Below are 22,500 nucleotides of genomic sequence, written 5' to 3'. Positions count from 1 at the left end.
CGTCCTGATATCCGTTGGGAGGGCAGGCCATGAGTGAGCGCAGCGAACGAACCGTCAAGCGGTGCGCGCGGACGGACGCCCCTGCCGGGCGCGGCGAGGTGGGCGCATGAGCGTCCTCCTGACCGCCACCTGCGCCGTGCCGGCGGCCGGCGCGGTGCTGACCGCGGCGCTGCCCGCCGGGTCCTCCGAGAGCCGGCGCCGGAACACCAAGGCCGTCGCGCTGGGCGTCTCGGTCGTCACCCTGGTGCTGGCCGCCGTGGTGGCGACCCGGTTCGACCCCCAGGGCGCCCGCTTCCAGCTGAACGAGTCGTACAGCTGGATCCGCTCCTTCGGCATCACCTTCTCGCTCGGCGTGGACGGCATCGGCGCGGTGCTCGCCCTGCTCACCGCCGTCCTCGTGCCGTTGGTGATCCTCGCCTCCTGGCACGACGCCGATCCGGGGCCGGCCGGTCCCGACGGCACCTTCGAGAACAGCAGGAGGACCCAGGGCTTCTTCGCCCTGATCCTGGCGGTGGAGGCGATGGTGGTCGTCTCCTTCTACGCCACCGACGTCTTCGTCTTCTACGTGTTCTTCGAAGCCATGCTGATCCCGATGTACTTCCTGATCGGCGGCTTCGGCGACCGGGCGGGCGGCCCCGAGTCGGCGCGTCAGCGCTCCTACGCGGCCGTGAAGTTCCTGCTCTACAACCTGCTCGGCGGCCTGGTGATGCTGGCGGCCGTGATCGGCCTGTACGTGATCGCGCAGGACCAGGGCTTCGGCACCTTCGACCTGCCGACGCTGACCTCGGCGATCGCCGACGGCCGGCTCCAGCTGACCGGCACCGCCGAGAAGGCGCTGTTCCTGGGCTTCTTCTTCGCCTTCGCGGTGAAGGCCCCGCTGTGGCCGCTGCACACCTGGCTGCCGAACGCGATGGGCGAGTCCACCGCCGGCACCGCGGTGCTGATCACCGCCGTGGTGGACAAGGTCGGCACCTTCGCGATGCTGCGCTTCTGCCTCGGGCTGTTCCCGGACGCCTCGAAGACCTTCGCCCCGGCGATCCTGGTCCTCGCGCTGATCGGGATCGTCTACGGCGCGCTGCTGGCGGTCGGGCAGAAGGACATCAAGCGCCTGGTGGCGTACGCCTCGATCTCGCACTTCGGCTTCATCATCATGGGCATCTTCGCCCTGACCAGCCAGGGCCAGAGCGGCGCCACCCTCTACATGGTCAACCACGGGCTGTCCACGGCGGCGTGGATGCTGGTGGCCGGCTTCCTGATCTCCCGTCGCGGTTCGCGGCTGATCGCCGACTACGGCGGTGTGCAGAAGGTCGCCCCGGTGCTCGCCGGGACGTTCCTGATCGGCAGCCTGGCCACCCTGTCGCTGCCCGGGCTCGCCCCCTTCGTCAGCGAGTTCCTGGTGCTCGTGGGCACCTTCACCCGCTACCCGGCGATCGGCGTCGTGGCCACCTTCGGCATCGTGCTGGCCGCGCTGTACGCCCTGCTGCTGTACCAGCGCACCATGACCGGCCCGGTGAAGGACGGGGTGCGCACGATGCCCGACCTCAAGGCCCGGGAACTCGCCGTGGTCGGCCCGCTGGTGGCGCTGACCATCCTGCTCGGCGTCTACCCCAAGCCGCTCACCGACCTGGTCAACCCCTCGGTGAACGCGACGCTCTCGCAGATCCACCAGACCGACCCGGCGCCGGCCCACCCGGTCGCCGCCACCTCAGGAGGTGAGCAGAAGTGAGCGCCACCGCGATGCTCGCCGCCGCGGGCGGCAACACCCCCAGCATTCCGGCACCGCACATCGAGTACGGCCAGCTCTCGCCGATGCTCGTGGTGTTCGCCGCCGCCGTGGCCGGCGTCCTGGTGGAGGCCTTCGTGCCCCGCCGGTACCGGCACTGGACCCAGGTGACGCTCGCGCTGGCCGGGCTGGTCGGCGCCTTCGTCGCCGTGGTGGTGCTGGCCGTGCAGAGCCACGGCTTCACCCGGATCGACCTGCTGGCCATGGAGTCGGTCGCGATGGACGGCCCGGCGCTGTTCCTCCAGGGCGTGATCCTGCTGGCCTCCGTGGTCGCGGTGCTCACCTACGCCGAGCGCAGGCTGGAGCCGAAGGCCGGCGGCCTGCCCGCCGACGCCTTCGCCGCCCAGGCCGCCGCCACCCCCGGCGGCGAGCAGGAGCGGGCCGCGGTCCGGGCGGGCTTCGCCACCACCGAGGTCTTCCCGCTCACCATGTTCGCGGTCGGCGGCATGCTGCTGTTCCCCGCCGCCAACGACCTGCTGACCATGTTCGTGGCGCTGGAGGTCTTCTCGCTGCCGCTGTACCTGCTGTGCGCGCTGGCCCGGCGCCGCCGGCTGCTCTCCCAGGAGGCGGCGGTCAAGTACTTCCTGCTCGGCGCCTTCGCCTCGGCGTTCTTCCTCTTCGGCACCGCGCTGCTGTACGGCTACGCGGGCAGCGTGAAGCTCGGGGACATCGGGGACGTCATCTCCGGCAAGGCGATGACCACCCCCGCGCAGCTGAGCACCACCCAGAGCGACGCGCTGGTGCTGACCGGCCTGGCGATGCTCGCGGTCGGCCTGCTGTTCAAGGTCGCCGCGGTCCCCTTCCACTCCTGGACCCCGGACGTCTACCAGGGCGCGCCGACCCCGGTGACCGGCTTCATGGCGGCGGCCACCAAGGTCGCGGCGTTCGGGGCCTTCCTGCGGCTGTTCTACGTGGCCTTCCCGGGCCTGCGGCTGGACTGGCGGCCGGTGATGTGGGGCGTGGCGATCCTGACCATGGTGGTGGGCGCGGTGCTCGCGGTGACCCAGCAGGACGTCAAGCGCCTGCTGGCGTACTCCTCGATCGCGCACGCCGGGTTCATCCTGACCGGCGTGATCGCCGTCAACAAGCAGGGCATCTCCTCGGTGCTGTTCTACCTGTTGTCGTACTCCTTCGTGACGCTCGGCGCGTTCGCCGTGGTCACCCTGGTGCGCGACTCCAAGGGCGAGGCGACCCACCTGTCCAGCTGGGCCGGGCTCGGGCGGCGCTCGCCGCTGGTGGCGGCGGTGTTCGCGCTGTTCCTGCTGGCCTTCGCGGGGATTCCGCTGACCTCCGGCTTCACCGGGAAGTTCGCGGTCTTCCAGGCGGCGGCCAGCGGCGGGGCGACCCCGCTGGTGGTCGTCGGTGTGCTGAGCTCGGCGGTGGCCGCGTTCTTCTACATCAGGGTGATCGTGCTGATGTTCTTCTCGGACCCGCAGCCGGGCGGCCCCACGGTGGCGATCCCGAGCGCCTTCACGGCGACCGCGATCGGGGTGGGGGTGCTGGTCACACTGGGTCTCGGGCTGCTCCCGCAGTACTTCCTCGACCTGGCGTCCAAGGCCTCGCTGTTCGTGCGCTGATCCTGGCGTCCACCGCCTCCGACCAGGGCCCCGTCCGGGCCGCGCCCAGTCCGCGCGGCCCGGACGGGTCTTTGTCGGGAGCCGGGGCCGGGGGAGTACCGAGGACTCTCCCACCTTTATTTCCAGCCGAATTCGCCCCCACCGCCGTCCGGCCCGCACAGCCGCCCTGACCAGGGCATCAGGCCCGATCATGACAGGATCCGCACGCCCGTGCAGTGATCCACTCACGACCGGATACCCTGCCTGTATGGCCAGCGGCGGCACTCAGGGACCAGGCCGCTAGATCGACCAGGGACAGAGGAGTGGTCTTCGTGACCGTCGTGGAACCCTTCGGGCTCAGCGTGCAGGACCGCGACCTGACCCGGGATGTCCAGGCCGGACTGGACGCGGTGGAGGCGGCGCTCGGCGAGGCCGTCAAGTGCGACGTCCCGTTCATCACCGTCACCGCCAGTCACCTCCTCGAAGCCGGCGGCAAGCGCTTCCGTCCGCTGCTCCTGCTGCTGGCCGCCCAGTTCGGCGACCCGGGGGCGCCCGGTGTGGTGCCCGCCGCCGTGGTGGTCGAGCTGACCCACCTGGCCACGCTGTACCACGACGACGTGATGGACGAGGCGCCGGTGCGCCGGGGCGCCCCGAGCGCCAACTCCCGCTGGGACAACTCGGTCGCGATCCTCACCGGCGACTTCCTGTTCTCCCGCGCCTCCCAGGTGCTCGCCGACCTCGGCCCGGAGGCCGTGCGGATGCAGGCCGAGGCCTTCGAGCGGCTGGTGACCGGTCAGATCCTGGAGACCCGCGGTCCCGGTCAGGACATGGACCCGCTGCTGCACTACCTGGACGTCCTGGAGGGCAAGACCGGCTCGCTGATCGCCGTCTCCTGCCGGATAGGAGCGCTGATGGCCGGTGCCGAGCGCGAGCTGGTGGACACCCTCGGCGAGTTCGGCGAGCGGATCGGCATCGCCTTCCAGCTGGCCGACGACGTGCTCGACATCGCCAGTGACGGCCACGAGTCCGGCAAGACCCCCGGTACCGACCTGCGCGAGGGCGTGCCGACCCTGCCGACCCTGCTGCTGCAGCAGATGCCCGTCGACCCGGCCGACCCGGCCGACGCCCGGCTGCGCGAACTGCTCGACCAGGACCTCTCCGACGACGACCTGCACGCCGAGGCGCTGCGTCTGCTGCGCGCCCACCCGGCGCTGGAGCGCGCCCGCGCCGAGACCCTGCGCCGGGCCGAGGAGGCCAGGGCGCTGCTGGCCCCGCTGCCGGACTGCGCGGCCAAGGCCGCCCTGGAGGGGCTCTGCGACGCGGTGGCGATCCGCACCATGTGAGCCCCCGGGCCCGTCCGGGCCGGGCCGCGGTGCGGCCGGGCCCGGTCGCACCGCACCGACTCCGGGATGGGGGAGACTGACTTCCGTCAGCACACGCCTGCCGGGAAGGTCGTTATGCGTCGCGTCGTCATAGCCGAGGACTCCGTACTTCTGAGGGAGGGACTGACCCGGCTGCTCACCGATCGAGGCATGGAGGTCGTCGCCGGGGTCGGGGACGGCGAGGCCCTGGTGAAGACCATCCACGAGCTGGCGGCGGCCGACGCCCTGCCGGACGTCGTGGTCTCCGACGTGCGGATGCCGCCGAGCCACACCGACGAGGGGCTGCGGGCCTGCGTGGAGCTGCGCGGCCGTTACCCGCAGCTGGGTGTGCTGGTGCTGTCGCAGTTCGTGGAGGAGCGCTACGCCTCCGAGCTGCTGGCCGGTTCCACCCGGGGCGTCGGCTACCTGCTCAAGGACCGGGTCGCCGAGGTGCGCGAGTTCGCCGACGCGGTGGTCCGGGTCGCCGACGGCGGCACGGCGCTGGACCCGGAGGTGGTGCAGCAGCTCCTCAGCCGCAGCCGCAAGGGCGACGTTCTGGCCAATCTCACGCCGCGCGAGCGCGAGGTGCTCGGGCTGATGGCGGAGGGCCGCACCAACGCGGCGGTGGCCAGGCAGCTGGTGGTCTCCGACGGCGCGGTGGAGAAGCACGTCAGCAACATCTTCCTCAAGCTGGGGCTGGCTCAGAGCTCGGAGGACCACCGCCGGGTGCTGGCGGTGCTCACCTACCTCAACTCCTGACGCCCCGGCTCCGTAGCCCGGGCTCCCCGGGGGCGCGCCCCCGGGGAGCGCATCTCGGCCATGCGCCTCCGAGGTGCTCGCGTCCGCCCGCCCGAGCCGGAATGATCTCCGGCGGGCGGGCGTTGTTGCTCACGTGCGGTATGGCCGCGGGCCGGTGAAATTGCTGCCGTGGTTCCGGCCGCCGTCGTGTCGGCCCGCATAGGATGCGAGAGGTGCACCAGGCGGACGGGGCACGGGGCCGCGCCCGCGGTGGTGTGCCCACGAGGAGGTCCGCGGCAGTGACCAGTCAGGTCGATCAGTCAGAGGCAGTGGACGGCCCGGACGGCGACGAGGCCCGCGCCGGGAACGGCGACGCGCGCTCGGGTGCGGCCGCTCCCGCCGGACCGCCCGCGCCGGGCGGCCCTCCGGTGAAGCCGGGCAAGCCCATCCGCAGACTCGATCGGGTGATCATTCGCTTCGCCGGCGACTCCGGTGACGGCATGCAGCTGACCGGTGACCGGTTCACCTCGGAGACGGCGTCCTTCGGCAACGACCTGTCCACGCTGCCGAACTTCCCGGCCGAGATCCGGGCGCCCGCCGGCACCCTGCCGGGCGTCTCCTCCTTCCAACTGCACTTCGCGGACCACGACATCCTGACCCCGGGCGACGCCCCGAACGTGCTGGTCGCGATGAACCCGGCCGCGCTGAAGGCGAACCTGCCGGACCTGCCGCGCGGCGCCGAGATCATCGTCAACACCGACGAGTTCACCAAGCGCGCGCTGGCCAAGGTCGGTTACCCGGCCGACCCGCTGACCGACGGTTCGCTGGACGGCTTCCACCTGCACAAGGTGCCGCTGACCGCGCTGACCCTGGAGGCGCTCAAGGACAGCGGCCTGGCCCGCAAGGACGCGGAGCGGGCGAAGAACATGTTCGCCCTGGGCCTGCTGTCCTGGATGTACCACCGGCCCACGCACGGGACGGAGTCGTTCCTGCGCACCAAGTTCGCCAAGAAGCCGCAGATCGCCGAGGCGAACATCAGCGCCTTCCGGGCGGGCTGGAACTTCGGCGAGACCACGGAGTCCTTCGCGGTCTCCTACGAGGTGCCGCCGGCCAGGCTCCCGGCCGGGCGCTACCGCAACATCTCCGGCAACCTCGCGCTGTCCTACGGGCTGATCGCCGCCGCGAAGCGCTCCGGCCTGCCGCTGTACCTGGGCTCGTACCCGATCACCCCGGCCTCGGACGTGCTGCACGAGCTGAGCCGGCACAAGAACTTCGGGGTGCGCACCTTCCAGGCGGAGGACGAGATCGCCGGCGTCGGCGCCGCGCTCGGGGCCGCCTTCGGCGGGGCGCTCGGGGTGACCACCACCTCCGGGCCGGGGGTCGCGCTGAAGTCGGAGGCGATCGGCCTGGCCGTCTCGCTCGAACTGCCGCTGCTGATCGTGGACATCCAGCGCGGCGGCCCGTCCACCGGCCTGCCGACCAAGACCGAGCAGGCGGACCTGCTGCAGGCGATGTTCGGCCGCAACGGCGAGGCGCCGGTGCCGATCGTCGCCCCGGCCACGCCCGCGGAGTGCTTCGACGCGGCGCTGGAGGCGGCCCGGATCGCGGTCACCTACCGCACCCCGGTGTTCCTGCTCTCGGACGGCTACCTGGCCAACGGCTCGGAGCCCTGGCGGATCCCCGCCGTCGACGAACTGCCGGAGATCGACCCGCAGTTCGCCACCGGCCCGAACCGCGAGGACGGCGCCTTCTGGCCGTACCTGCGCGATCCGCGGACGCTGGCCAGGCCCTGGGCGGTGCCCGGCACGCCCGGCCTGGAGCACCGGATCGGCGGCATCGAGAAGCAGGACGGCACCGGCAACATCTCCTACGACCCGGCCAACCACGACTTCATGGTCCGCACCCGGCAGGCCAAGATCGACGGCATCACGGTGAAGCCGGTCGAGGTGGACGACCCGACCGGCGACGCCCGGGTGCTGGTGATCGGCTGGGGTTCGACCTACGGGCCGATCACCGCCGCGGTGCGCCGGGTGCGCGCGGACGGCGGCGAGGTCGCCCAGACGCACCTGCGCAACCTCAACCCGTTCCCGGCCAACCTGGGCTCGGTGCTGCGGAGTTACGAGAAGATCATCGTGCCCGAGATGAATCTGGGGCAGCTGGCCCTGCTGCTGCGGGCGAAGTACCTGGTGGACGCCGAGTCCTACAACCAGGTGCGCGGGCTGCCGTTCAAGGCCGCCCAGTTGGCGGACGTGCTGTGGGCCGCGATCGGCACCCTGGACGAGGAGGACCACCGATGAGCGAGCACGCCTTCCCGTCCCTGAAGCTGGTGCCCAAGGCCGAAGGGCCGCAGAGCGCCCGGGACTTCAAGACCGACCAGGAGGTGCGCTGGTGCCCCGGCTGCGGGGACTACGCGATCCTGGCGGCGGTGCAGTCCTTCATGCCGGAGCTGGGCATCAAGCGCGAGAACACGGTGTTCGTCTCGGGCATCGGCTGCTCCTCGCGCTTCCCGTACTACATGAACACCTACGGGGTGCACTCGATCCACGGCCGGGCGCCGGCGATCGCGACCGGGCTGGCCACCGCGCGCCAGGACCTGAGCGTCTGGGTGGTGACGGGTGACGGCGACGCGCTGTCGATCGGCGGCAACCACCTGATCCACGCCCTGCGGCGGAACGTCAATCTGAAGATCCTGCTGTTCAACAACCGTATCTACGGCCTCACCAAGGGCCAGTACTCGCCGACCAGCGAGGTCGGCAAGATCACCAAGTCCACCCCGATGGGCTCGCTGGACGCGCCGTTCAACCCGTTGTCGCTGGCGATCGGCGCCGAGGCCACCTTCGTCGCGCGCACCATCGACTCGGACCGCCAGCACCTCCAGTCGGTGCTGCGGGCGGCCGCCGAGCACCGGGGCACGGCGCTGGTGGAGATCTACCAGAACTGCAACATCTTCAACGACGGCGCCTTCGAGGTGCTGAAGGACCCCGGCAGCCGGGACGAGGCGCTGATCCGGCTGGAGCACGGGCGGCCCGTCCGCTTCGGCGCGGACCTGGCGAACGGCGTCTTCCGGGGGCCGGACGGCGAGCTGTTCACCGCCCCGGTCACGGCGGGGAACGAGGCGGACGTCCTGGTCCACGACGCGCACGCGGCCGGCCCCGCCGCCGCCTTCGCGCTCTCCCGGATCGCCGACGCGGACACCCTGCACCACACCCCGATCGGCGTGCTGCGCAGCGTCGAACGGCCGGTCTACGACGAGCTGATGGCGGACCAGCTGGCCACCGCCACCACCCGGCGCGGCGAGGGCGACCTGGCCGCGCTGCTCGCCGGCAACGACACCTGGACGGTGGACTGACCGCCCCGCCGTCCGGTCCGAGCGAACGGCGCCCCCTGTCCCGGCCGGGACAGGGGGCGCCGTTGTCATTTCCTGTCGCTCGTCGTGGCCTGCCGCTCGTCGTTGTCTACTCCTCGGCCCACTCGACCAGTTCGACCACCACGCCGTTCGGGTCGGCGACCTGGAAGAGCTTCTCGCCCCAGGGCTCCTCGCGCAGCGGGAGGGTGATCGTGACGCCCTCGGCGCGCAGCCGCCGTTCCTCGGCGGCGATGTCCCGGACGACGAACGCCAGGATCACGCCGTCCGCGATCCGGTGGCGCTGCTCCTCCGGCAGGACTTCGAGGCCGCGCCGCAGGTAGACGACGTTGACCCCGCCGCCCGGGTGTCCGAGCGAGACGAAGCCGTCGGCCGACATCTCCTCGGTGTAGCCGAAGTGCCGCTGGAGGAAGGCGGCGGAAGTGGTGACGTCCTCGACGGTCAGGGAGACGGCGGTCCTGGTGATCTGCAAGGCGGAGAACCCTTTCGTCGGCGTTCGGGCGTTATCCCGTACGCAGTACACTATACATAGTACGGAGAATTGCGCCAGGGGTTTCCGCGAGGACCCCTCCGGGCCGGAACGGCCGAGGGAGGCTCCCCGGGCGGGGAGCCTCCCTCGGACGGCCGATGCGGAGCGGGTCAGTAGACGCAGGGGATGCCGCCGTCGGCCTGGGCGTCGACGGCGGGGCCCTGCATGGGCAGATTGGCGGCCGGGTCGGCCGGGGCGCCGCCCGCGGGGGAGGCGGGTTCGTCGGCGGCGACGCCGGTGAAGGTGGTGCCGAGGGTGACGACGACGTGGTCGGCGGCGGCGCTCGCGGACTCGGTGGCCGTCACCCCGTAGCGGGCCGCGATCTGCTCGGCGGCCTCCTTGGCGCCCTTGCCGTAGACGACCGTGGTGGTCTTCGGCCGGGTGCCGGCCGACCCGGTGCGGCCCTCCTTGAAGCCCAGGCCCGCCAGGGCCTTGGCCTCGGCGGCGGAGGTCACGCCGGCGGCGGAGGAGGCGTTGAAGACGTCGACCGTGACGGGCCTGGCGGAGGTCGCGGTCGGGGTCGGCGTCGGTGCCGCGGTCGGCTGGACCGGTGCGGGGGCCGCCCCCGGGGCCGGGTCGGCCGGGGCCGGTGCCGCGGCGGCGTCGGCGTAGCCGAAGAGCTGCTTGACCACCTTCTGGACCTTCGCCGGGGTCACCAGGTTGACGTCCTGGCCGTTCCTGGTGCCGAACCCGTCGAAGGTCAGGGTGTTGAACTCGACGTTGCCGCCGGTGAGGTTGGGGGCCTGCTGGGCGAAGTCGAGCACGTTCCACTCGTTGTCGATCACCAGGTCCTTCTGCATGACGCCCATCAGCTCCTGCATCTTGCCGAGGTCGCCGATGACGCCCTTCTGCTTGAGGTTGTGCACGACCGAGGAGATGAAGGCCTGCTGGCGGTGGGTGCGGGCGAAGTCGCCCGAGTTGCCGTCCGGGCCGTCGAGGTTGTGGCGCTGGCGGACGAAGGAGAGCGCCTGCGAGGCGTTGAGCTTGTTGACGCCCTTGTGGAAGTCGGCACCCGAGCCCTGGCCCTCCATGGCCGGGTCCCTGGTGTCGTGGGTGAGGCAGACCTCGATCGGCTGGAGGGCCTTGGCGATGTCGTAGAAGCCCATCAGGTTGACCTCGGCGATGTGGTCGATGGGCTGGTCGAGGAACTTCTGCACGGTGCGGATGGTGGCCGCCCGGCCGATGTCCCGGCCGGCCTTCTCCAGGTCGGCGCCCTTGAGGCCCTTGGCGCGCAGGCCCGCGTCGGCCTTGTCCTTGGCCGCGCCGTAGGCCTCCTTGATCTTGGCCATGCCCAGCTGGGAGCCGTCGGCGCCGTAGGTCATCACATAGTCGTCGCGGGGTATCGAGACGGCCTGCACCTTGCCGCCGTTCGCCGGGATGTGCAGCAGGATCAGGGAGTTGGTGTTGTAGCCGCCGATGTCGGAGCTGTGGCCGGCGTGCAGTTCGTCCTGGACGAACTCGGGCGGCAGGTCCGTGCCGTCCATGTTCTTGCGGCTGTCCAGGCCGATCAGCAGCAGGTTGACCGAGTTGTCGAGGTGCTTGGGCGCGTCCTTCTTGGTCTCGGCGATGACGCCGGAGGTGGTCATCCCGTCGGTGAGCTGCTTGTACTCGTACCAGACCACCCCGCTGGCGGCGAACACCGCGAACCCCACGGTGAAGGCCACTGCCCGGCCCGCGATCAGCACGGGGGAGGAGCGGCGGGCCGCGGCACGTCCGTCGGTTCCGGCGTTGTCAGCCATGCTGCCTCCTCCTGGCCCGGACCAGCCGGAACGCGATCACGACGACGGCCGCGACCGCGGCCTCGGCCATCACGGGAAAGCCGTGCACCACCCACTTGGCGGCGCCGGTGGCCAGGGCCTTGCCCTGGTACCGGTCGCGGTGGGCGGCCAGCTCGACGGCGGCCGTCACCCCCAGGACGACCAGCGGCGAGGCGGCGAGCACCCACCACCAGCCGTTGCGGCCGCTCAGCGCCGCCGCCAGGCCGGTGCCGAGCACCGCGGCCACCGCGAAGGCCAGGCCCATCCCGGGGCCGGAGAGTTCGTCGACCGCGGCGCCGGCCAGCGGCAGTCCGACGGCGAGCGCCACCGGCAGCGCGGGGCCGCCGGGCAGGGGGCGTATGTGTCCGGCGGGTCCGTCCGCCGCCCGTCGGCGCGCCCGCTTGTCGGCCGACCGTCCTCGTTGCCCCGCCACGCCCTCACCCCGGTGTTCCCGTGCTCCGCGCGCCACGGTGGCGCCTGCGCCGCGTGCCGACCGTCCGGTCCGTCCGGTCCGTCCGGTCCCGGGCCGGTCCTCGTCCGGGCCGTGGGCCCGTCGTCCGTCGTTCCGGAACTCTGTTCGTGGCGCTGCCAGTTCCGGACGCCGGTTTCCGGCCGGCCGGTTCCCGCCCGGCCGCCCGTGATCGGGGGAGGCGCTTCCGTATCACCTCTACACGGGTGTAGAAGTCGTACGCAGCATAGAGCACGCGTGTTCGGCGGCAAGTCCGGGTTCGCCGTGACCCGGATAAACTACACCGGGTAGTTTCTGAGTGGCCGGCCGATGCGCCGGCGGAAGAGGAGAGGGCCGTGGCGACGACGGGCGGAGCGGGGCGGCCGGAGAAGCGCAAGGCGATCACGCAGGCCGCGACGGCGGTGTTCGGGCGCGAGGGGTACGTCCGGGCCAGCATGGACGCGATCGCGGCCGAGGCCGGGGTGTCCAAGCGGACGGTCTACAACCACTTCGCCGACAAGGAGACCCTCTTCCTGTCGGTGGCCCTGCAGAACTCGGCGGAACTGACCGAACGCATCCGGGAGTTGATGGCGAAGTACCTCGACCGGGTGGTGGAGCTGCGCCAGGACCTGATCGACTTCGCCGTCCAGCGGGCCCGCGCCGTCCTGTCCGCCGGGGAACACGGGGCGCTCGGCCGGGCGATCCGGGCCGAAGTGGCCAACATCCCGGCGGACGTCCTGGAGGCCTGGCTGGAGGCCGGACCGATCGCCTCCCAGCGCGACCTCGCGCAGCACTTCGCCGCGCTCGCCGAGCGCGGGCTCCTCACGGTCGGGGACGCCGCACTGGCCGCCGAGCAGTTCACGCTGCTGACCTTCCACGGCATCGCCGAGCGCTCCTTCTGGGGCGCCCTCCCGGTGGCGGACGAGGAGGTCGAGCGGATCGCGGCGGCCGGTGTGGACGCCTTCCTGCGGATCCACGGCGCGTCGCCGGCGGCGTCGTCGCCGACGGCACGGGGCTGACGGCACGGGGCTGGGCAGGTCCGGGCATCACTTCCAGTTGAGGCCCTTGCCGAGGGTGTACGGCTCGCCCCAGTACTCGGCGCCCGCGACCTTGGAGGCCTCCGGGGACATCGCCACCGCACAGGACGTGGCGGACTGGCCGTTGGTGAAGCCCTTGGGCAGCGACTCGCTCTTGCACTTGGGGAAGGAGCCGATGACCATCAGCTCCTGCGCCTCGGTGCCGTCCGCCAGCAGGCCCTTCATGTGGTTGACGCTGGTGTAGGACAGGTCGGTGTCGCCGGCGTTGGTGACCTTGTAGTGGATGTAGTACGGCACCAGCCCCTTGGCCTTGTCGCCCAGGTTGAGCGAGGTGAGGTCGGCCGGGTCGCCCTTCTCGATCGAGGTGACCGCGAGCGCGATGGTGCCCTTGGTGCTGCCCGAGCTGAACGGGATGGTGGCGGCGTCGCCGAGCTTCAGGGTGGTCCCGGCCGCCGGGGCGGTGCCGCCCGCCGGGATGGAGGCCGAACCGGAGGCGGCCCGGGTGGTCGCCGCGGCGCTCGGCGAGGCGGCCGGGGTGGTGGCCGCGGCGCTCGGCGAGGCGGCCTGGCCGGCGGGCGCGCCGGTCGCCGGCGGGGTCGTCGCGGTGTCGGACGACGAGGCGTCGTCGTTGCAGGCGGTAAGGGTGAGCGCGCCGACAGCGGCCAGCGAGGCCAGGGCCAGGGCGTGGCGACTGCTGCGGATGGGCTTCACGTGTGGATCCCCCGTGGTTGCGGACCCCCGGTGCCGGCGGTCCTCCTGAGGGACGTTCATAGCGCAGCGCGAATGATCGGGACCATGGGTTCGGCGCCGCTTTGACACGTTCGTGACGAGTCCCTCGCGCGGCCGTGACAAGGGATATCGACTCGTGATCCGCTGCCCGGGACGCGGCGCCTAGGAGGTGGCGCCTAGGAGGTGGCGCCGAGCACCAGCTCGTTGTACGTGGCGACGGTGGTGAAGCCGAGCCGCTCGTACAGCCGGATCGCCGGGGCGTTGTCGGTGCGGACGTTCAGGCCCAGGTGGTCGGTGCTCGCGGCCAGCCGGCGGCAGAGCGCGGTGACGCAGGCCCGGGCGAGCCCGCGGCCGCGGGCGTCGGGGTGGGTGGTGACGTTGCCGAGCACGGCGACCCGCTGGGCGGGCGAGTGGACGTGCACTCCGGCGACGGCCAGCAGCCGGCCGTTCTCGCGGACGCCGACGTAGCCGCCGCCGGCCAGCATCCGGGGGTCGAACCAGGAGCCGGGGTAGGACTCGGCGAGCAGGGCTCGGACGCCGTCGACGTCGGCGGGGCCCAACGGCCGGGTCTCGTGCGTGTCCTCGGCCGGGAGCTCCGCCGTGAGGAGCATCCGCAGCAGCGGCGTCCGGCGCTCGACCGCGTAGTCGGGTGCGAGCGCCCGCTCGGCGCCGTCCGGCAGCCCGGCCGTGAACCGGCGGGGGAGGAAGGGGCGGAGGTCGCGCAGCAGCGCCTCCAGCGGGGGGAGGCCGGCGGGCCGGGCGAAGGCGAGCAGGACGGGGGTGTCGCCGCCGCTGTAGAGCAGTGCGACCGGTCCGTGCCCGGCGTCGGGGGCGGCGGTGTACCAGGTGGTGTTGGGCCAGAGGGTGTCGTCCAGGTCGCCGAGCTCGAAGAGGTGCAGCGCCGGATCGGTGTGGAAGCGGGCGGCGAGCGCGGCGCGGTCGTGCAGGCTGATGAGGGGCACGCGGACGAGGATAGGCCCGGTCCGCTCGACGTCGAGGAGCGGACCGGGCCCGGTGGTTCGTCAGCCCAGCAGCCAGCGCTGGGCCGGGTCGCCGGTGTTGCAGGAGGTCACCCCGGTGGCCTGGCCGCCGCCGTTGGCGGTGAGGCACTGCCCGGTGGCCGCGCTGATGATCATGTACCAGCCGCGGTCGTTGTCCGTCAGCAGCCACTTCTGGTTGGCCGGCATCCAGTCGCCGGTCGGCCGGTTGAGGCCGTCCAGCCCGCCGGGGGTGTCCCAGAGGCGGACCGCGCCCGAGCCGGTGTCGAGGTCGATGACCTTGCCCTGCCCGTGCGAGATCGCCGTGGTGCCGTCGCAGTACTTCCAGAACGACCAGGTCTGCGCGGGCGACTGGTTGGCCGGATAGATGATGATCGGCTGACCGTTGGCCTCGACGTTGTGGTACAGGTCGAGCGCGCCGGCCCCGGAGCCGTTGTTCACGGCCGTCATGCCTCCCACGGACGGCGACAGGTCGCAGGCGCCGGCCTGCGCCGCCTGTGCGGCGGGCGCGCCCGCCACGACCGCCCCCGCGACGGCCGCGACGGTCCCGACCGAGGCGAGGAGCCTGCGGGTACGGGTGATGGTGCTCATCGGGTTTCTCCTTCTGGTGAGGTGGGTGTGCCGTGTGCCCGGCGTCAGCCGCGCGGGACCGCGAGCGCGGCCCACTGCTTGGGGCCGGGGACGCCGTCGGCGTCCGCGCCCGAGTCGCCGAGCTTGTGCTGCCAGTTGCGGAAGGACTCGCGGTCGGCGCCGGACCACTCGGGCCCGGGGCCCTCGGCGTAGGCGGAGCAGCCCTCGGCGACGAGGCGCTCTCCCATCCGGGTGATGACGTCGCTGCTCTGGCCGTCGTGGAAGAAGTCGGCGCCGGGGAAGGGCTCGTAGCCGTCGCCGCCGCTGTCGCCGCCGGCCGCCGGGGCGGTGCCGGACGGGGCGCCGCCGGCGGGGCTGTCGTCGGCGGACGCCTCCTGCCCGAAGTAGAGCGCCCCGGAGCGGTCCTTCCACTGCGGATCGGCGAGGACGACGCCCTCGGCGAAGTCCGGGATGCCGTAGCCGTGGACCCAGTCCGAGTGGCGCTCACGGGTCTTGAGGTAGACGCCGTCGCCCTCGGAGCTTCCCCCGTCGTTGGTGTTGCCCTCGACGGTGGTGATGGTGGAGCTGGTGTAGGCGACGCAGATGCCGGTGTGGCTGCCGCCGCCGGGCCCGAAGAAGACCTGGCCGCCGATGACCGGGTACTCGGTGAAGCGGTCGCGCTCCTTGAACCAGGCGACGCCCTCCGCGCAGGAGGCGCTCACCGGGAAGAGCCCGCCGTTGCCGGACTGCTCGGCGCACCAGGCGACGAAGGTGGCGCACCAGGCCTCGCCCTGGGACCACTCCAGGCCGGCGACGGCGGGGGAGAACTTCTGGATGTTGTTCCAGTGCCCGCCGCTGCGGCCCTCGTGGTAGCCGACCTCGTCTCGGGCGATGCGGATCAGGTCCGCCGCGTTCGAGGACATGGGTATGGACTCCTTGTTGCTGGAAGGGTGCCGGTCGGGGTCTCAGGCCTTGCCGAAGGTCTGCACGTAGCGGCCCCAGTTGCCGCGCTGGCGGGGCGCGTAGCCGATGCCGATGAAGTTGTAGTCGGGGTTGAGGATGTTCACCCGGTGGCCCGGGCTGTTCATCCACATCTGCATCGCCTCCGGCACGCTGTTGCTCGGGGTGACGTTCTCGGCGGAGGCCCGCGAGGAGAAGCCGGCGGCCGCGATGCGGTCCCAGGGGGTGCTGCCGTCGGTGCCGTTGTGCTGGGTGAGGTCGTGCGAGGCCATGTCGTTGGCGTGGCGCTGGGCGGCCGCGCTGAGGCGGTCGTCCAGGCGCACCGGCGGGGCGCCGACCCGGCCGCGCTCGGCGTTGACGGAGTTCAGCATCTCGGTGCGGAAGTCACCGCCGCCGCCGGGCTGCGGCTGGGGCTGGGGCTGCGGCTGGGGCTGCTGCTGGCCGCCGCTGCCGGCGCCCCCGGCCGGGACGAGCTGCCAGCGCTGCGCCGGGTTGCCGTCGTCCTGCTTGGCCAGGGTGAGCGGCGAGCCGGGGGCGGCGGCGGTGAGGAAGAGCATGCCGTCGTTGGTGCGGGTGGTGCGGATGCGCACCCAGTCGTTGTCGAGGGGCTCGAAGCACCAGTGCTGGTTGGGCTGGTTGTGCTCGTTGTAGAGCCAGGTCTGGCCGATGGAGTAGTTGAAGTCCATGACCATGGCCTGGCCGCCTGCGTGCCGCCCGGTGGTCAGCAGGGTCTCCAGGAGGAAGCTGCCGTTCTCCTTGGCCCAGAAGGTCCAGCCCTGGGCGGTGGTGCCGTTGGGGCCCCAGGACTGGATGGCGGTGCCGGCGGTGGTCTGGCTGGAGCGGAGGTCGGCGACGGTTCCGTTGGCGGACTTGAGCGTCCAGTTCTGACCGTGCTGGGGGAGCGTGGGCATGGTTGCGCCTCTCGTCTGTGGTGTCGCCCCGGGCCGCGACCGCTGCGGCCCGGGGCCTGACGAGAGAGACGTTCCGGCACCGCGGTAGACGGTCGGTCAACGCGCGTAGTGCACCTTCGCGTTGATGCCGTGTCTACCGCTCCAGCAGCCCCCTGACCTGCTCGGATTCCTCCTTGAGCCCCAGCCGCTCGTACACCTCCAGGGCGTCCGTCAGACAGGCCCGGGCCTGGCGCGGGCGGCCGAGGCCGGTGAGCGCGGTGCCGAGGGTGCGCAGCAGGGCGGCCTCCAGGGCGGCGCTGGTGCGGCGGGCGAGCGGGAGGACGGCCTCGGCGGCGTCGACGGCGAGCAGCCAGCGGCCGGCCTCGGCGTGGATGCGGGCCGCGAGGTCCCCGGACGCGGCGGCGAAGACGGTGACCTGGAGGGCGGCGAACTCCTCGCGGGCGCCGACGGCGTGGGCGAGCGCCGCCTCCGGGTCGCCGCACAGCCGCAGTACCCGGGCGAGGTAGTAGCGGCCGGTCGCGGCGGAGACCGGGCCGGAGTCGCTCATCAGGCGGGCGCAGCGCTCGGCGGCGTCCCGGGCCTCGTCGAGGCGTCCGGTCTGGGCCGCGCTGAAGGCGAACTCGCCGAGCGCGCTGCCCTCGGAGCGTCCGGCGTCCAGGCGGCGGAACAGCCCCGCGGCGCGGCCGGCGTGCTCGGCGGCCTCGGCGTAGCGGCCGTGGACGCGGGCGTTGCCGCCGAGGGTGAGCAGGGCCTTGGCGAGGACCCGCTCGGTGCCGGTGGCGGTGCAGATGTCGACGACCCGGCGGATCTCCTCCGCGGACTCGGCGTAGCGGTTGACGTGCCAGAGCATGGAGCCGCGCACGTACCGGGCGAGGGCGTGCGGGCCGTGGTCGCCGCGGGCCTCGGCTTCACCGGCGAGGCGTTCGGCGAGGTCGGCGATGACGGTGGTCTGGGTGCGTTCGGCGAGCACCGAGCTCATCCGGTCGGCGAGTTCGGCGGCGCGGTCGAGCGGCACGGCCGGGTCGGCGCAGCTCAGGGCGATGACGGCGGCGTGCACCTCGGCCTGCTCGCGCATCCAGCGCACGGCTTGCGCGCCGTCGGCGACCGGTCGGCCGGGGTGGGACACGGCCGCGTCGAGCAGGCTGAGCTCGACCGGGTCGGGCCTGCGGGCGGCGAGGTCGGCGCTGCGGGCGCTGGCGAGGCAGAAGTCGAGCAGCCGGTCGGTGGCGGCGGTGCTCTCGGCGGCACCGTCCTCCTCGGCGAGCCGACCGCGGGCGTACGCACGGACGAGGTCGTGGAACCCGTAGCGGCCGAAGCGCGGGGAGTGCAGGAGGTTGAGGTCGACGAGGGTTTCGAGCAGCTCCCCGGTCTCGGCCTCGGTGCGGTCGAGCAGGGCGGCGGCGCAGGGCAGCGGGACGTCGGGGGCGTCGGGCAGGGAGAGCAGCCGGAAGGCGCGGGCGAGTTCGGCGTCGAGGCGGCGGTAGGAGAGCGCGAAGCTGGCTTCGACGGTCCGTTCGCCGTCGCTGAGTTCGACCAGCCGGTGCTCGCGGCGGAGCCCTTCGGTGAGCGCGGCCAGGGTCAGCGAGGGGTCGGCGGCGAGCCGGGACGCGACGATGCGGACGGCGAGCGGCAGCAGCCCGCACGCCCGGACGACCTGCTCGGCGGCCCCGGGCTCGGCGGCGACGCGTTCGGCGCCGACGATCAGGGTGAACAGCTCCAGCGCCTGCTCGGGCGGCAGGGTGTCCAGGCGCAGCTGGTGGGCCCCGGCGAGGCCGGTCAGCCGGTGGCGGCTGGTGACGAGGACCGCGCACCCGGGTGAGCCGGGCAGCAGCGGTTCGACGTGGCCGGTGGTGGCGGCGTTGTCGAGGACGACCAGGACGCGCCGCCCGGACAGGGCCGAGCGGTAGAGCGCGCTGCGTTCGCCGGTGTCCGGAGGGATCTCGCCCGGGTCGACGCCGAGGTCCCGCAGGAAGCCGGCGAGCACCGTGCCGGGGTCGGGCGGGGTGCGGTCGGCGCCGCGCAGGTCGGCGAAGAGCTGTCCGTCGGGGAAGCGGTCGCGGACCCGGCGGGCCACGTGCACGGCGAGGGTGGTCTTGCCGACGCCGCCCATGCCGTCCAGGGCGGAGACCACGACGGCCCGGCCGCCGGCGCCGGCGAGGCGGTCGGCGAGGGTCTCGGCCTCCTCGGTGCGGCCGGTGAAGTCGGGCAGGCCGGACGGGAGCTGGTCGGGTGCCTGCCAGCTGTCGGTCTCGGTGGCGGCCGGTTCGGTCGGGCCGGCGGTGGCGTTCGCGGGCAGCAGGGAGGCGTCCTCGCGCAGGATGCGCAGCTGGAGCCCGGCCGGTCCGTCCTCGTCCGGCGGGAGCCAGGCGCGGGCGTCCTCGTACACGGCGAGCGCCTCGGCCTTGCGCCCGGCCTGGTAGAGGGCGCGCATCAGGACGGCGGTGAGCCGGGGGCGGCCGGGGTGCTCCAGGGCGAGGGCGGCCGCCGCGGCGGTGAGGTCGGTGCGGTCGCCGAGGTCGGCGTCCAGCCCCAGTTCCGTCTCCTTGGCCGAGACCCGCTGTTCGGTCAGGCGGGCGCGGACGGCCTCGGCGTGCGGCCCGGGCAGTCCGGCCAGTGCCTCGCCGACCCACATCCGGTGGGCGCGGCGCAGCACCTCCCGGACCTCCTGCGGCGGCGCGTCCGCGTCGCGCAGCCGTCGGGCCTCGGCCAGCAGGGCGTCCCACACGGCCGAGTCCAGCTCGGCCCCGGCCGCCTTGAACGCGTAGCCGTCGCCGACCCGGACCAGCGGCATCCGCTCCGGGTCGTCCCCGGCGTACGGCCGGAACGCGGCGCGCAGCCGGGACACGGCGAGCTGGACGGCCTTGCGCGGGTCGGCCGGTGCGGCGCCGCCCCACACCCCCTCGACCAGCACCGGGACGGCCACCGTCCGCCCGGCCGCGCCCAGCAGCACGGCGAGCACGGCCCGCTGCTGCGGCCTGCCCAGTTCCAGCTCCTGCTCCCCGTACCAGGCCCGCAGCGGTCCCAGCAGTCCGAACCGCAGTCCGGACCCCCCGATGTCACCCATGTCCCGTCCCCGAAAGTCGTTCTGTGCCGGGATCCCGCCAGTTCCGGCCGGACGGCGGGGCCCCCATACCCCGGCGGCCTATTCTCTGTCACAGATTGTGTACCGGATCGACGTCTTCGAGGGGTGGGCGGTGGGGCTCGATTTCAGCCTGCTGGGTCCGCTGCGGGCCCGGTGCGACGGCCGTGAGCTCGACCTCGGCCGACCGCAGCAGCGGGCCGTGCTCGCAACGCTGCTGATCCCGCCGGGACAGCTGGTGTCCACGGATCGGCTGGTCGAGGACCTGTGGGGGGCGGACGACACCCGCTGGCCGAAGGATCCGGTCGGGCAGATCGGCACGCACATCCACCGCCTGCGGCGTGCCCTGGGCACGCCCGGACTGCTGGTCGGGACCGCGGGCGGCTACCGGCTGGAGGCGCCGCGCACGGCGGTGGACCTCTTCCGCTACGAGGGCGCGGTGGCCGAGGCCATTGCGCTGCGTCACCAGGATCCGCTGCGGGCACGCGAGTCGCTGGCGCGGGCACTGGGTTCCTGGGAGGGGCAGCGCGCCCTGGACGGGGTGCCCGGGGCGTTCGCCGAGCGGGTCCGGGAGCGGCTCGCGGCGGGGCGGTTCGCGGCGGTGAAGGCACTGCTCGGCCTGGACCTGGCGCTCGGCCGGCACGCCGAGGCGCTGGATCCGCTGGCCGGGCTGGTGGCGTCGTACCCGCAGGACGAGGAGGTGCACCGGCTGCACCTGCTGGCGCTGCACCGCTGCGGCCGTACGGCGGAGGCGCTGGCGGGGTACGAGGCGCTGCGGGAGCGGTTGGACGGGGAGCTCGGGCTCGAACCCGCCCCGGCGCTGGTCGAGCTGGCGGAGCAGATCCGGCGCGGCGAGACCCCGGTGCTGCTGCGGCGGCTGCCGAGGCCGTGTCAGCTGCCGCCGGACATTCCGGACCTGGTCGGGCGGGCGGCGCAGGTGCGGGAGGCGGAGCGGGCGCTGCGGGCGGGCGGCACGCCGGTGCTGGGGCTGTCGGGCCCTGCGGGCTGCGGCGCGTCGGCGCTGGCGGTGCATGTCGCCCACGCCGTCCAGGACGCCTTCCCGGACGGGCAGCTGTACGCGAGCGGCGGCGGCCCGGGCGCGGTGCTGGCCGGCTTCCTGCGGGCGTTGGGGGATCGGGCGGACTCCTCGGCCGGCCTCGACGAGCTGGCCGCGCGCTACCGCGCGGCGCTCGCCGGGCGCCGGGTGCTGGTGCTGCTCGACGGGGTGGCAGAGCCGGGGCCGCTGCTGCCGGCGGCGCCCGGCTGCGCCGCGGTGGTGGCGGGCGCGGAGCCGGGCGCGCTGCCCGAGGACGCCGTGCGGCTGGCGGTGGGACCGCTGGAGCCGCACGACGCCTACGAGCTGCTGGCCCGGATCGTCGGCGCGGAGCGGGTCCGGCGGGAGCCGGAGGCGGTGGCCGAGGTGGCCGCGCTCTGCGGCCACCTGCCGGTCCTGCTGCGGACCGCGGCGGAGCGGCTGGCCGCCCGGCCCCGGTGGACGGTGGCCGACCTGGTCAGCTGGCTCGCGCTCCGGGGGGACGGGCCGGGGAGGACTCAGTAGAGGTCGGAGGAGAAGAAGACCGAGCCCGGGCCGGAGAAGGGGCCGCGCTCGGAGGAGTGGGCGAGCCGGGGGATGATGCCGCCGCCCCAGTAGACGCCGGAGGTGCCGCCGGCGGTGACGGTCAGCTTGGCGTGCGGGTGGCCGGCGGTGCCGGACGACCAGCAGGCGTAGCCGTTGGCGGCGTAGACGACGAAGTTGCCGTCGACCTGCATGACGGCCTTGTAGCCGCAGCCGACGGTGTTGCTGGCCATCTTGACGTCGCTGCCGTACTGGTAGACGACGAAGTTGCCGTCGGGCTGCATGATCATCCTGGTGGAGCCGGACTCGATGTACCAGCCCTGGTACAGCGGCTCGTCGTCCCAGATCGAGACGTGGTCGACGGCCCGGTCGATCGCCGCCTCCGCGGTGCCGGTGGAGGCCACGGCCCCGGCCAGTGCGAGCGCGGTGGTGGCGGTGGCCAGGGCGATCTGCCGGAGGGCCTTCATCGTCTTCATGTCCCCGTGTACCTCGTGGTTCTCTCGTGCGATCGCGCCGCCAGGTCCTCGGGGCGCGGTGTGGCACGAGCTTGGGGGAGAGCGGTAGACAAACGATGAACGCCGACGTTGATCGGCGTCCGGGGGTGTGGGGCGGGGAGGAGCCGGGCAGGGGCGTTTGGCTTGGGCCCGGAGTAGGAGTACTGTCTCCTAGTCGCCTGACAGGGAGCACCGGACACGCAGCCGCGCGGACGGTCCCGGGGTGGCCAATCCTCTGAAACACCACTTCCCGGTTCGGGCCGGGTCGCTTCGCCTGTGTGCGTCGTGGCCTGGTGCGTATTAGGCGTGCTCGTTTTATTGGGTTGCGGTCGGATTCGCTTTTCGGAGCGGGGATCGGCTAGAGTTTGAAACGTCGGACGGGGCGTCAAACCCCGGAAGGCGCCAGCGAGTTGGATGAACGAAGCCCCGGAAACGGAGCGGAAAACATCTGATAAGCTGGAAACACGAAAGAACGAAGCCCGGAGGGTCTGCTGGAAGGCGGTCCGAAGGAAGCTTCCGTTCCTTGAGAACTCAACAGCGTGCCAAAAGTCAACGCCAGATATGTTGACATCCCCGGCCTCAGGTTTCCTGGGGTTGGAGATTCCTTTTG

At 72.9% G+C, this 22,500-nt stretch carries 18 protein-coding genes; 8 read left to right on the top strand and 10 right to left on the bottom strand.

The window, feature by feature from the left end:
* Positions 1–106: 106 nt before the first annotated feature.
* The 6 genes from ACFVGO_RS26040 (at position 107) to ACFVGO_RS26015 (ending at position 8,787) form a co-directional block, all read left to right on the top strand.
* A complete protein-coding gene (locus ACFVGO_RS26040) occupies positions 107–1,726 on the top strand; it encodes an NADH-quinone oxidoreductase subunit M (protein ID WP_359902272.1) in 1,620 nt (539 codons plus the stop codon).
* A gap of 11 nt (positions 1,727–1,737) precedes the next feature.
* On the top strand, positions 1,738–3,360 hold the full coding sequence (gene nuoN / locus ACFVGO_RS26035) for an NADH-quinone oxidoreductase subunit NuoN (protein ID WP_380634383.1): 1,623 nt from the start codon (positions 1,738–1,740) through the stop codon (positions 3,358–3,360).
* Positions 3,361–3,671: 311 nt separating this feature from the next.
* Complete coding sequence (locus ACFVGO_RS26030; protein WP_359902275.1) at positions 3,672–4,682, top strand: polyprenyl synthetase family protein; 1,011 nt, start codon at positions 3,672–3,674, stop codon at positions 4,680–4,682.
* Positions 4,683–4,796: 114 nt separating this feature from the next.
* Positions 4,797–5,459: a response regulator transcription factor gene (locus ACFVGO_RS26025; protein WP_359902278.1), complete on the top strand. Its 663-nt coding sequence runs from the start codon at positions 4,797–4,799 to the stop codon at positions 5,457–5,459.
* Positions 5,460–5,737: 278 nt separating this feature from the next.
* Complete coding sequence (locus tag ACFVGO_RS26020; RefSeq protein WP_380351861.1) at positions 5,738–7,735, top strand: 2-oxoacid:acceptor oxidoreductase subunit alpha; 1,998 nt, start codon at positions 5,738–5,740, stop codon at positions 7,733–7,735.
* Positions 7,732–8,787, top strand: coding sequence for a 2-oxoacid:ferredoxin oxidoreductase subunit beta (locus ACFVGO_RS26015; RefSeq protein WP_380351860.1), 1,056 nt, complete (start codon positions 7,732–7,734; stop codon positions 8,785–8,787). The genes ACFVGO_RS26020 and ACFVGO_RS26015 overlap by 4 nt, the downstream gene beginning before the upstream one ends.
* A 106-nt stretch (positions 8,788–8,893) precedes the next feature.
* On the opposite strand, the gene ACFVGO_RS26010 is transcribed toward ACFVGO_RS26015, so the two are convergent.
* The 3 genes from ACFVGO_RS26010 to ACFVGO_RS26000 all read right to left on the bottom strand — a co-directional run bounded on the left by ACFVGO_RS26010 (position 8,894) and on the right by ACFVGO_RS26000 (position 11,521).
* Positions 8,894–9,274 carry a VOC family protein gene (locus ACFVGO_RS26010; RefSeq protein WP_380351858.1) on the bottom strand — a complete coding sequence of 127 codons (381 nt, stop codon included), beginning with the start codon at positions 9,272–9,274 and terminating at the stop codon, positions 8,894–8,896.
* Between the two features lie 167 nt (positions 9,275–9,441).
* Positions 9,442–11,070 carry an LCP family protein gene (locus ACFVGO_RS26005; RefSeq protein ID WP_380634349.1) on the bottom strand — a complete coding sequence of 543 codons (1,629 nt, stop codon included), beginning with the start codon at positions 11,068–11,070 and terminating at the stop codon, positions 9,442–9,444.
* Positions 11,063–11,521 carry a DUF6542 domain-containing protein gene (locus tag ACFVGO_RS26000; protein ID WP_380634347.1) on the bottom strand — a complete coding sequence of 153 codons (459 nt, stop codon included), beginning with the start codon at positions 11,519–11,521 and terminating at the stop codon, positions 11,063–11,065. Before ACFVGO_RS26000 ends, ACFVGO_RS26005 begins: the two co-directional genes overlap by 8 nt.
* 371 nt (positions 11,522–11,892) lie before the next feature.
* On the opposite strand from ACFVGO_RS26000, the gene ACFVGO_RS25995 reads away from it, so the two are divergent.
* A complete protein-coding gene (locus tag ACFVGO_RS25995) occupies positions 11,893–12,555 on the top strand; it encodes a TetR/AcrR family transcriptional regulator (RefSeq protein WP_359902295.1) in 663 nt (220 codons plus the stop codon).
* 27 nt (positions 12,556–12,582) lie between these two features.
* Here the strand turns inward: ACFVGO_RS25995 and ACFVGO_RS25990 are convergent, their stop codons facing one another.
* The 6 genes from ACFVGO_RS25990 to ACFVGO_RS25965 all read right to left on the bottom strand — a co-directional run bounded on the left by ACFVGO_RS25990 (position 12,583) and on the right by ACFVGO_RS25965 (position 19,805).
* On the bottom strand, positions 12,583–13,284 hold the full coding sequence (locus ACFVGO_RS25990; RefSeq protein WP_359902298.1) for a hypothetical protein: 702 nt from the start codon (positions 13,282–13,284) through the stop codon (positions 12,583–12,585).
* Between the two features lie 194 nt (positions 13,285–13,478).
* Complete coding sequence (locus tag ACFVGO_RS25985; RefSeq protein WP_380634344.1) at positions 13,479–14,264, bottom strand: GNAT family N-acetyltransferase; 786 nt, start codon at positions 14,262–14,264, stop codon at positions 13,479–13,481.
* A 60-nt stretch (positions 14,265–14,324) separates the two neighbouring features.
* On the bottom strand, positions 14,325–14,891 hold the full coding sequence (locus ACFVGO_RS25980; RefSeq protein ID WP_359902304.1) for an RICIN domain-containing protein: 567 nt from the start codon (positions 14,889–14,891) through the stop codon (positions 14,325–14,327).
* Positions 14,892–14,935: 44 nt separating this feature from the next.
* Positions 14,936–15,793: a peptidoglycan-binding protein gene (locus tag ACFVGO_RS25975; protein WP_359902307.1), complete on the bottom strand. Its 858-nt coding sequence runs from the start codon at positions 15,791–15,793 to the stop codon at positions 14,936–14,938.
* A gap of 42 nt (positions 15,794–15,835) precedes the next feature.
* Positions 15,836–16,741 carry a CAP domain-containing protein gene (locus tag ACFVGO_RS25970; protein WP_359902310.1) on the bottom strand — a complete coding sequence of 302 codons (906 nt, stop codon included), beginning with the start codon at positions 16,739–16,741 and terminating at the stop codon, positions 15,836–15,838.
* Positions 16,742–16,874: 133 nt separating this feature from the next.
* Positions 16,875–19,805, bottom strand: a complete 2,931-nt coding sequence (locus tag ACFVGO_RS25965; protein ID WP_359902313.1) for a BTAD domain-containing putative transcriptional regulator — start codon at positions 19,803–19,805, stop codon at positions 16,875–16,877.
* 97 nt (positions 19,806–19,902) lie between these two features.
* Here ACFVGO_RS25965 and ACFVGO_RS25960 point away from each other — a divergent pair, with 97 nt between their 5' ends.
* Entirely contained in the window at positions 19,903–21,378 is a 1,476-nt protein-coding gene (locus ACFVGO_RS25960; RefSeq protein ID WP_380634340.1) for a BTAD domain-containing putative transcriptional regulator, read from the top strand.
* On the opposite strand, the gene ACFVGO_RS25955 is transcribed toward ACFVGO_RS25960, so the two are convergent.
* Positions 21,372–21,872, bottom strand: coding sequence for a hypothetical protein (locus tag ACFVGO_RS25955; protein WP_359902319.1), 501 nt, complete (start codon positions 21,870–21,872; stop codon positions 21,372–21,374). The genes ACFVGO_RS25960 and ACFVGO_RS25955 overlap by 7 nt on opposite strands.
* Positions 21,873–22,500: the final 628 nt, after the last annotated feature.

Source organism: Kitasatospora sp. NPDC057738 (assembly GCF_042798815.1).
GTDB lineage: Bacteria > Actinomycetota > Actinomycetes > Streptomycetales > Streptomycetaceae > Kitasatospora > Kitasatospora lactacystinica.
Note: the sequence above shows the minus strand (reverse complement) of the source record. Positions and strands in the feature narration are given on the sequence as shown.

Coding starts and splice junctions, on each gene's coding strand:
- ACFVGO_RS26040 (WP_359902272.1), top strand. CDS start 107: ATGAGCGTCCTCCTGACCGCCACCTGCGCCGTGCCGGCGGCCGGCGCG.
- nuoN (WP_380634383.1), top strand. CDS start 1,738: ATGCTCGCCGCCGCGGGCGGCAACACCCCCAGCATTCCGGCACCGCAC.
- ACFVGO_RS26025 (WP_359902278.1), top strand. CDS start 4,797: ATGCGTCGCGTCGTCATAGCCGAGGACTCCGTACTTCTGAGGGAGGGA.
- ACFVGO_RS26015 (WP_380351860.1), top strand. CDS start 7,732: ATGAGCGAGCACGCCTTCCCGTCCCTGAAGCTGGTGCCCAAGGCCGAA.
- ACFVGO_RS26005 (WP_380634349.1), bottom strand. CDS start 11,070: ATGGCTGACAACGCCGGAACCGACGGACGTGCCGCGGCCCGCCGCTCC.
- ACFVGO_RS25980 (WP_359902304.1), bottom strand. CDS start 14,891: ATGAGCACCATCACCCGTACCCGCAGGCTCCTCGCCTCGGTCGGGACC.
- ACFVGO_RS25975 (WP_359902307.1), bottom strand. CDS start 15,793: ATGTCCTCGAACGCGGCGGACCTGATCCGCATCGCCCGAGACGAGGTC.
- ACFVGO_RS25970 (WP_359902310.1), bottom strand. CDS start 16,741: ATGCCCACGCTCCCCCAGCACGGTCAGAACTGGACGCTCAAGTCCGCC.
- ACFVGO_RS25965 (WP_359902313.1), bottom strand. CDS start 19,805: ATGGGTGACATCGGGGGGTCCGGACTGCGGTTCGGACTGCTGGGACCG.
- ACFVGO_RS25955 (WP_359902319.1), bottom strand. CDS start 21,872: ATGAAGACGATGAAGGCCCTCCGGCAGATCGCCCTGGCCACCGCCACC.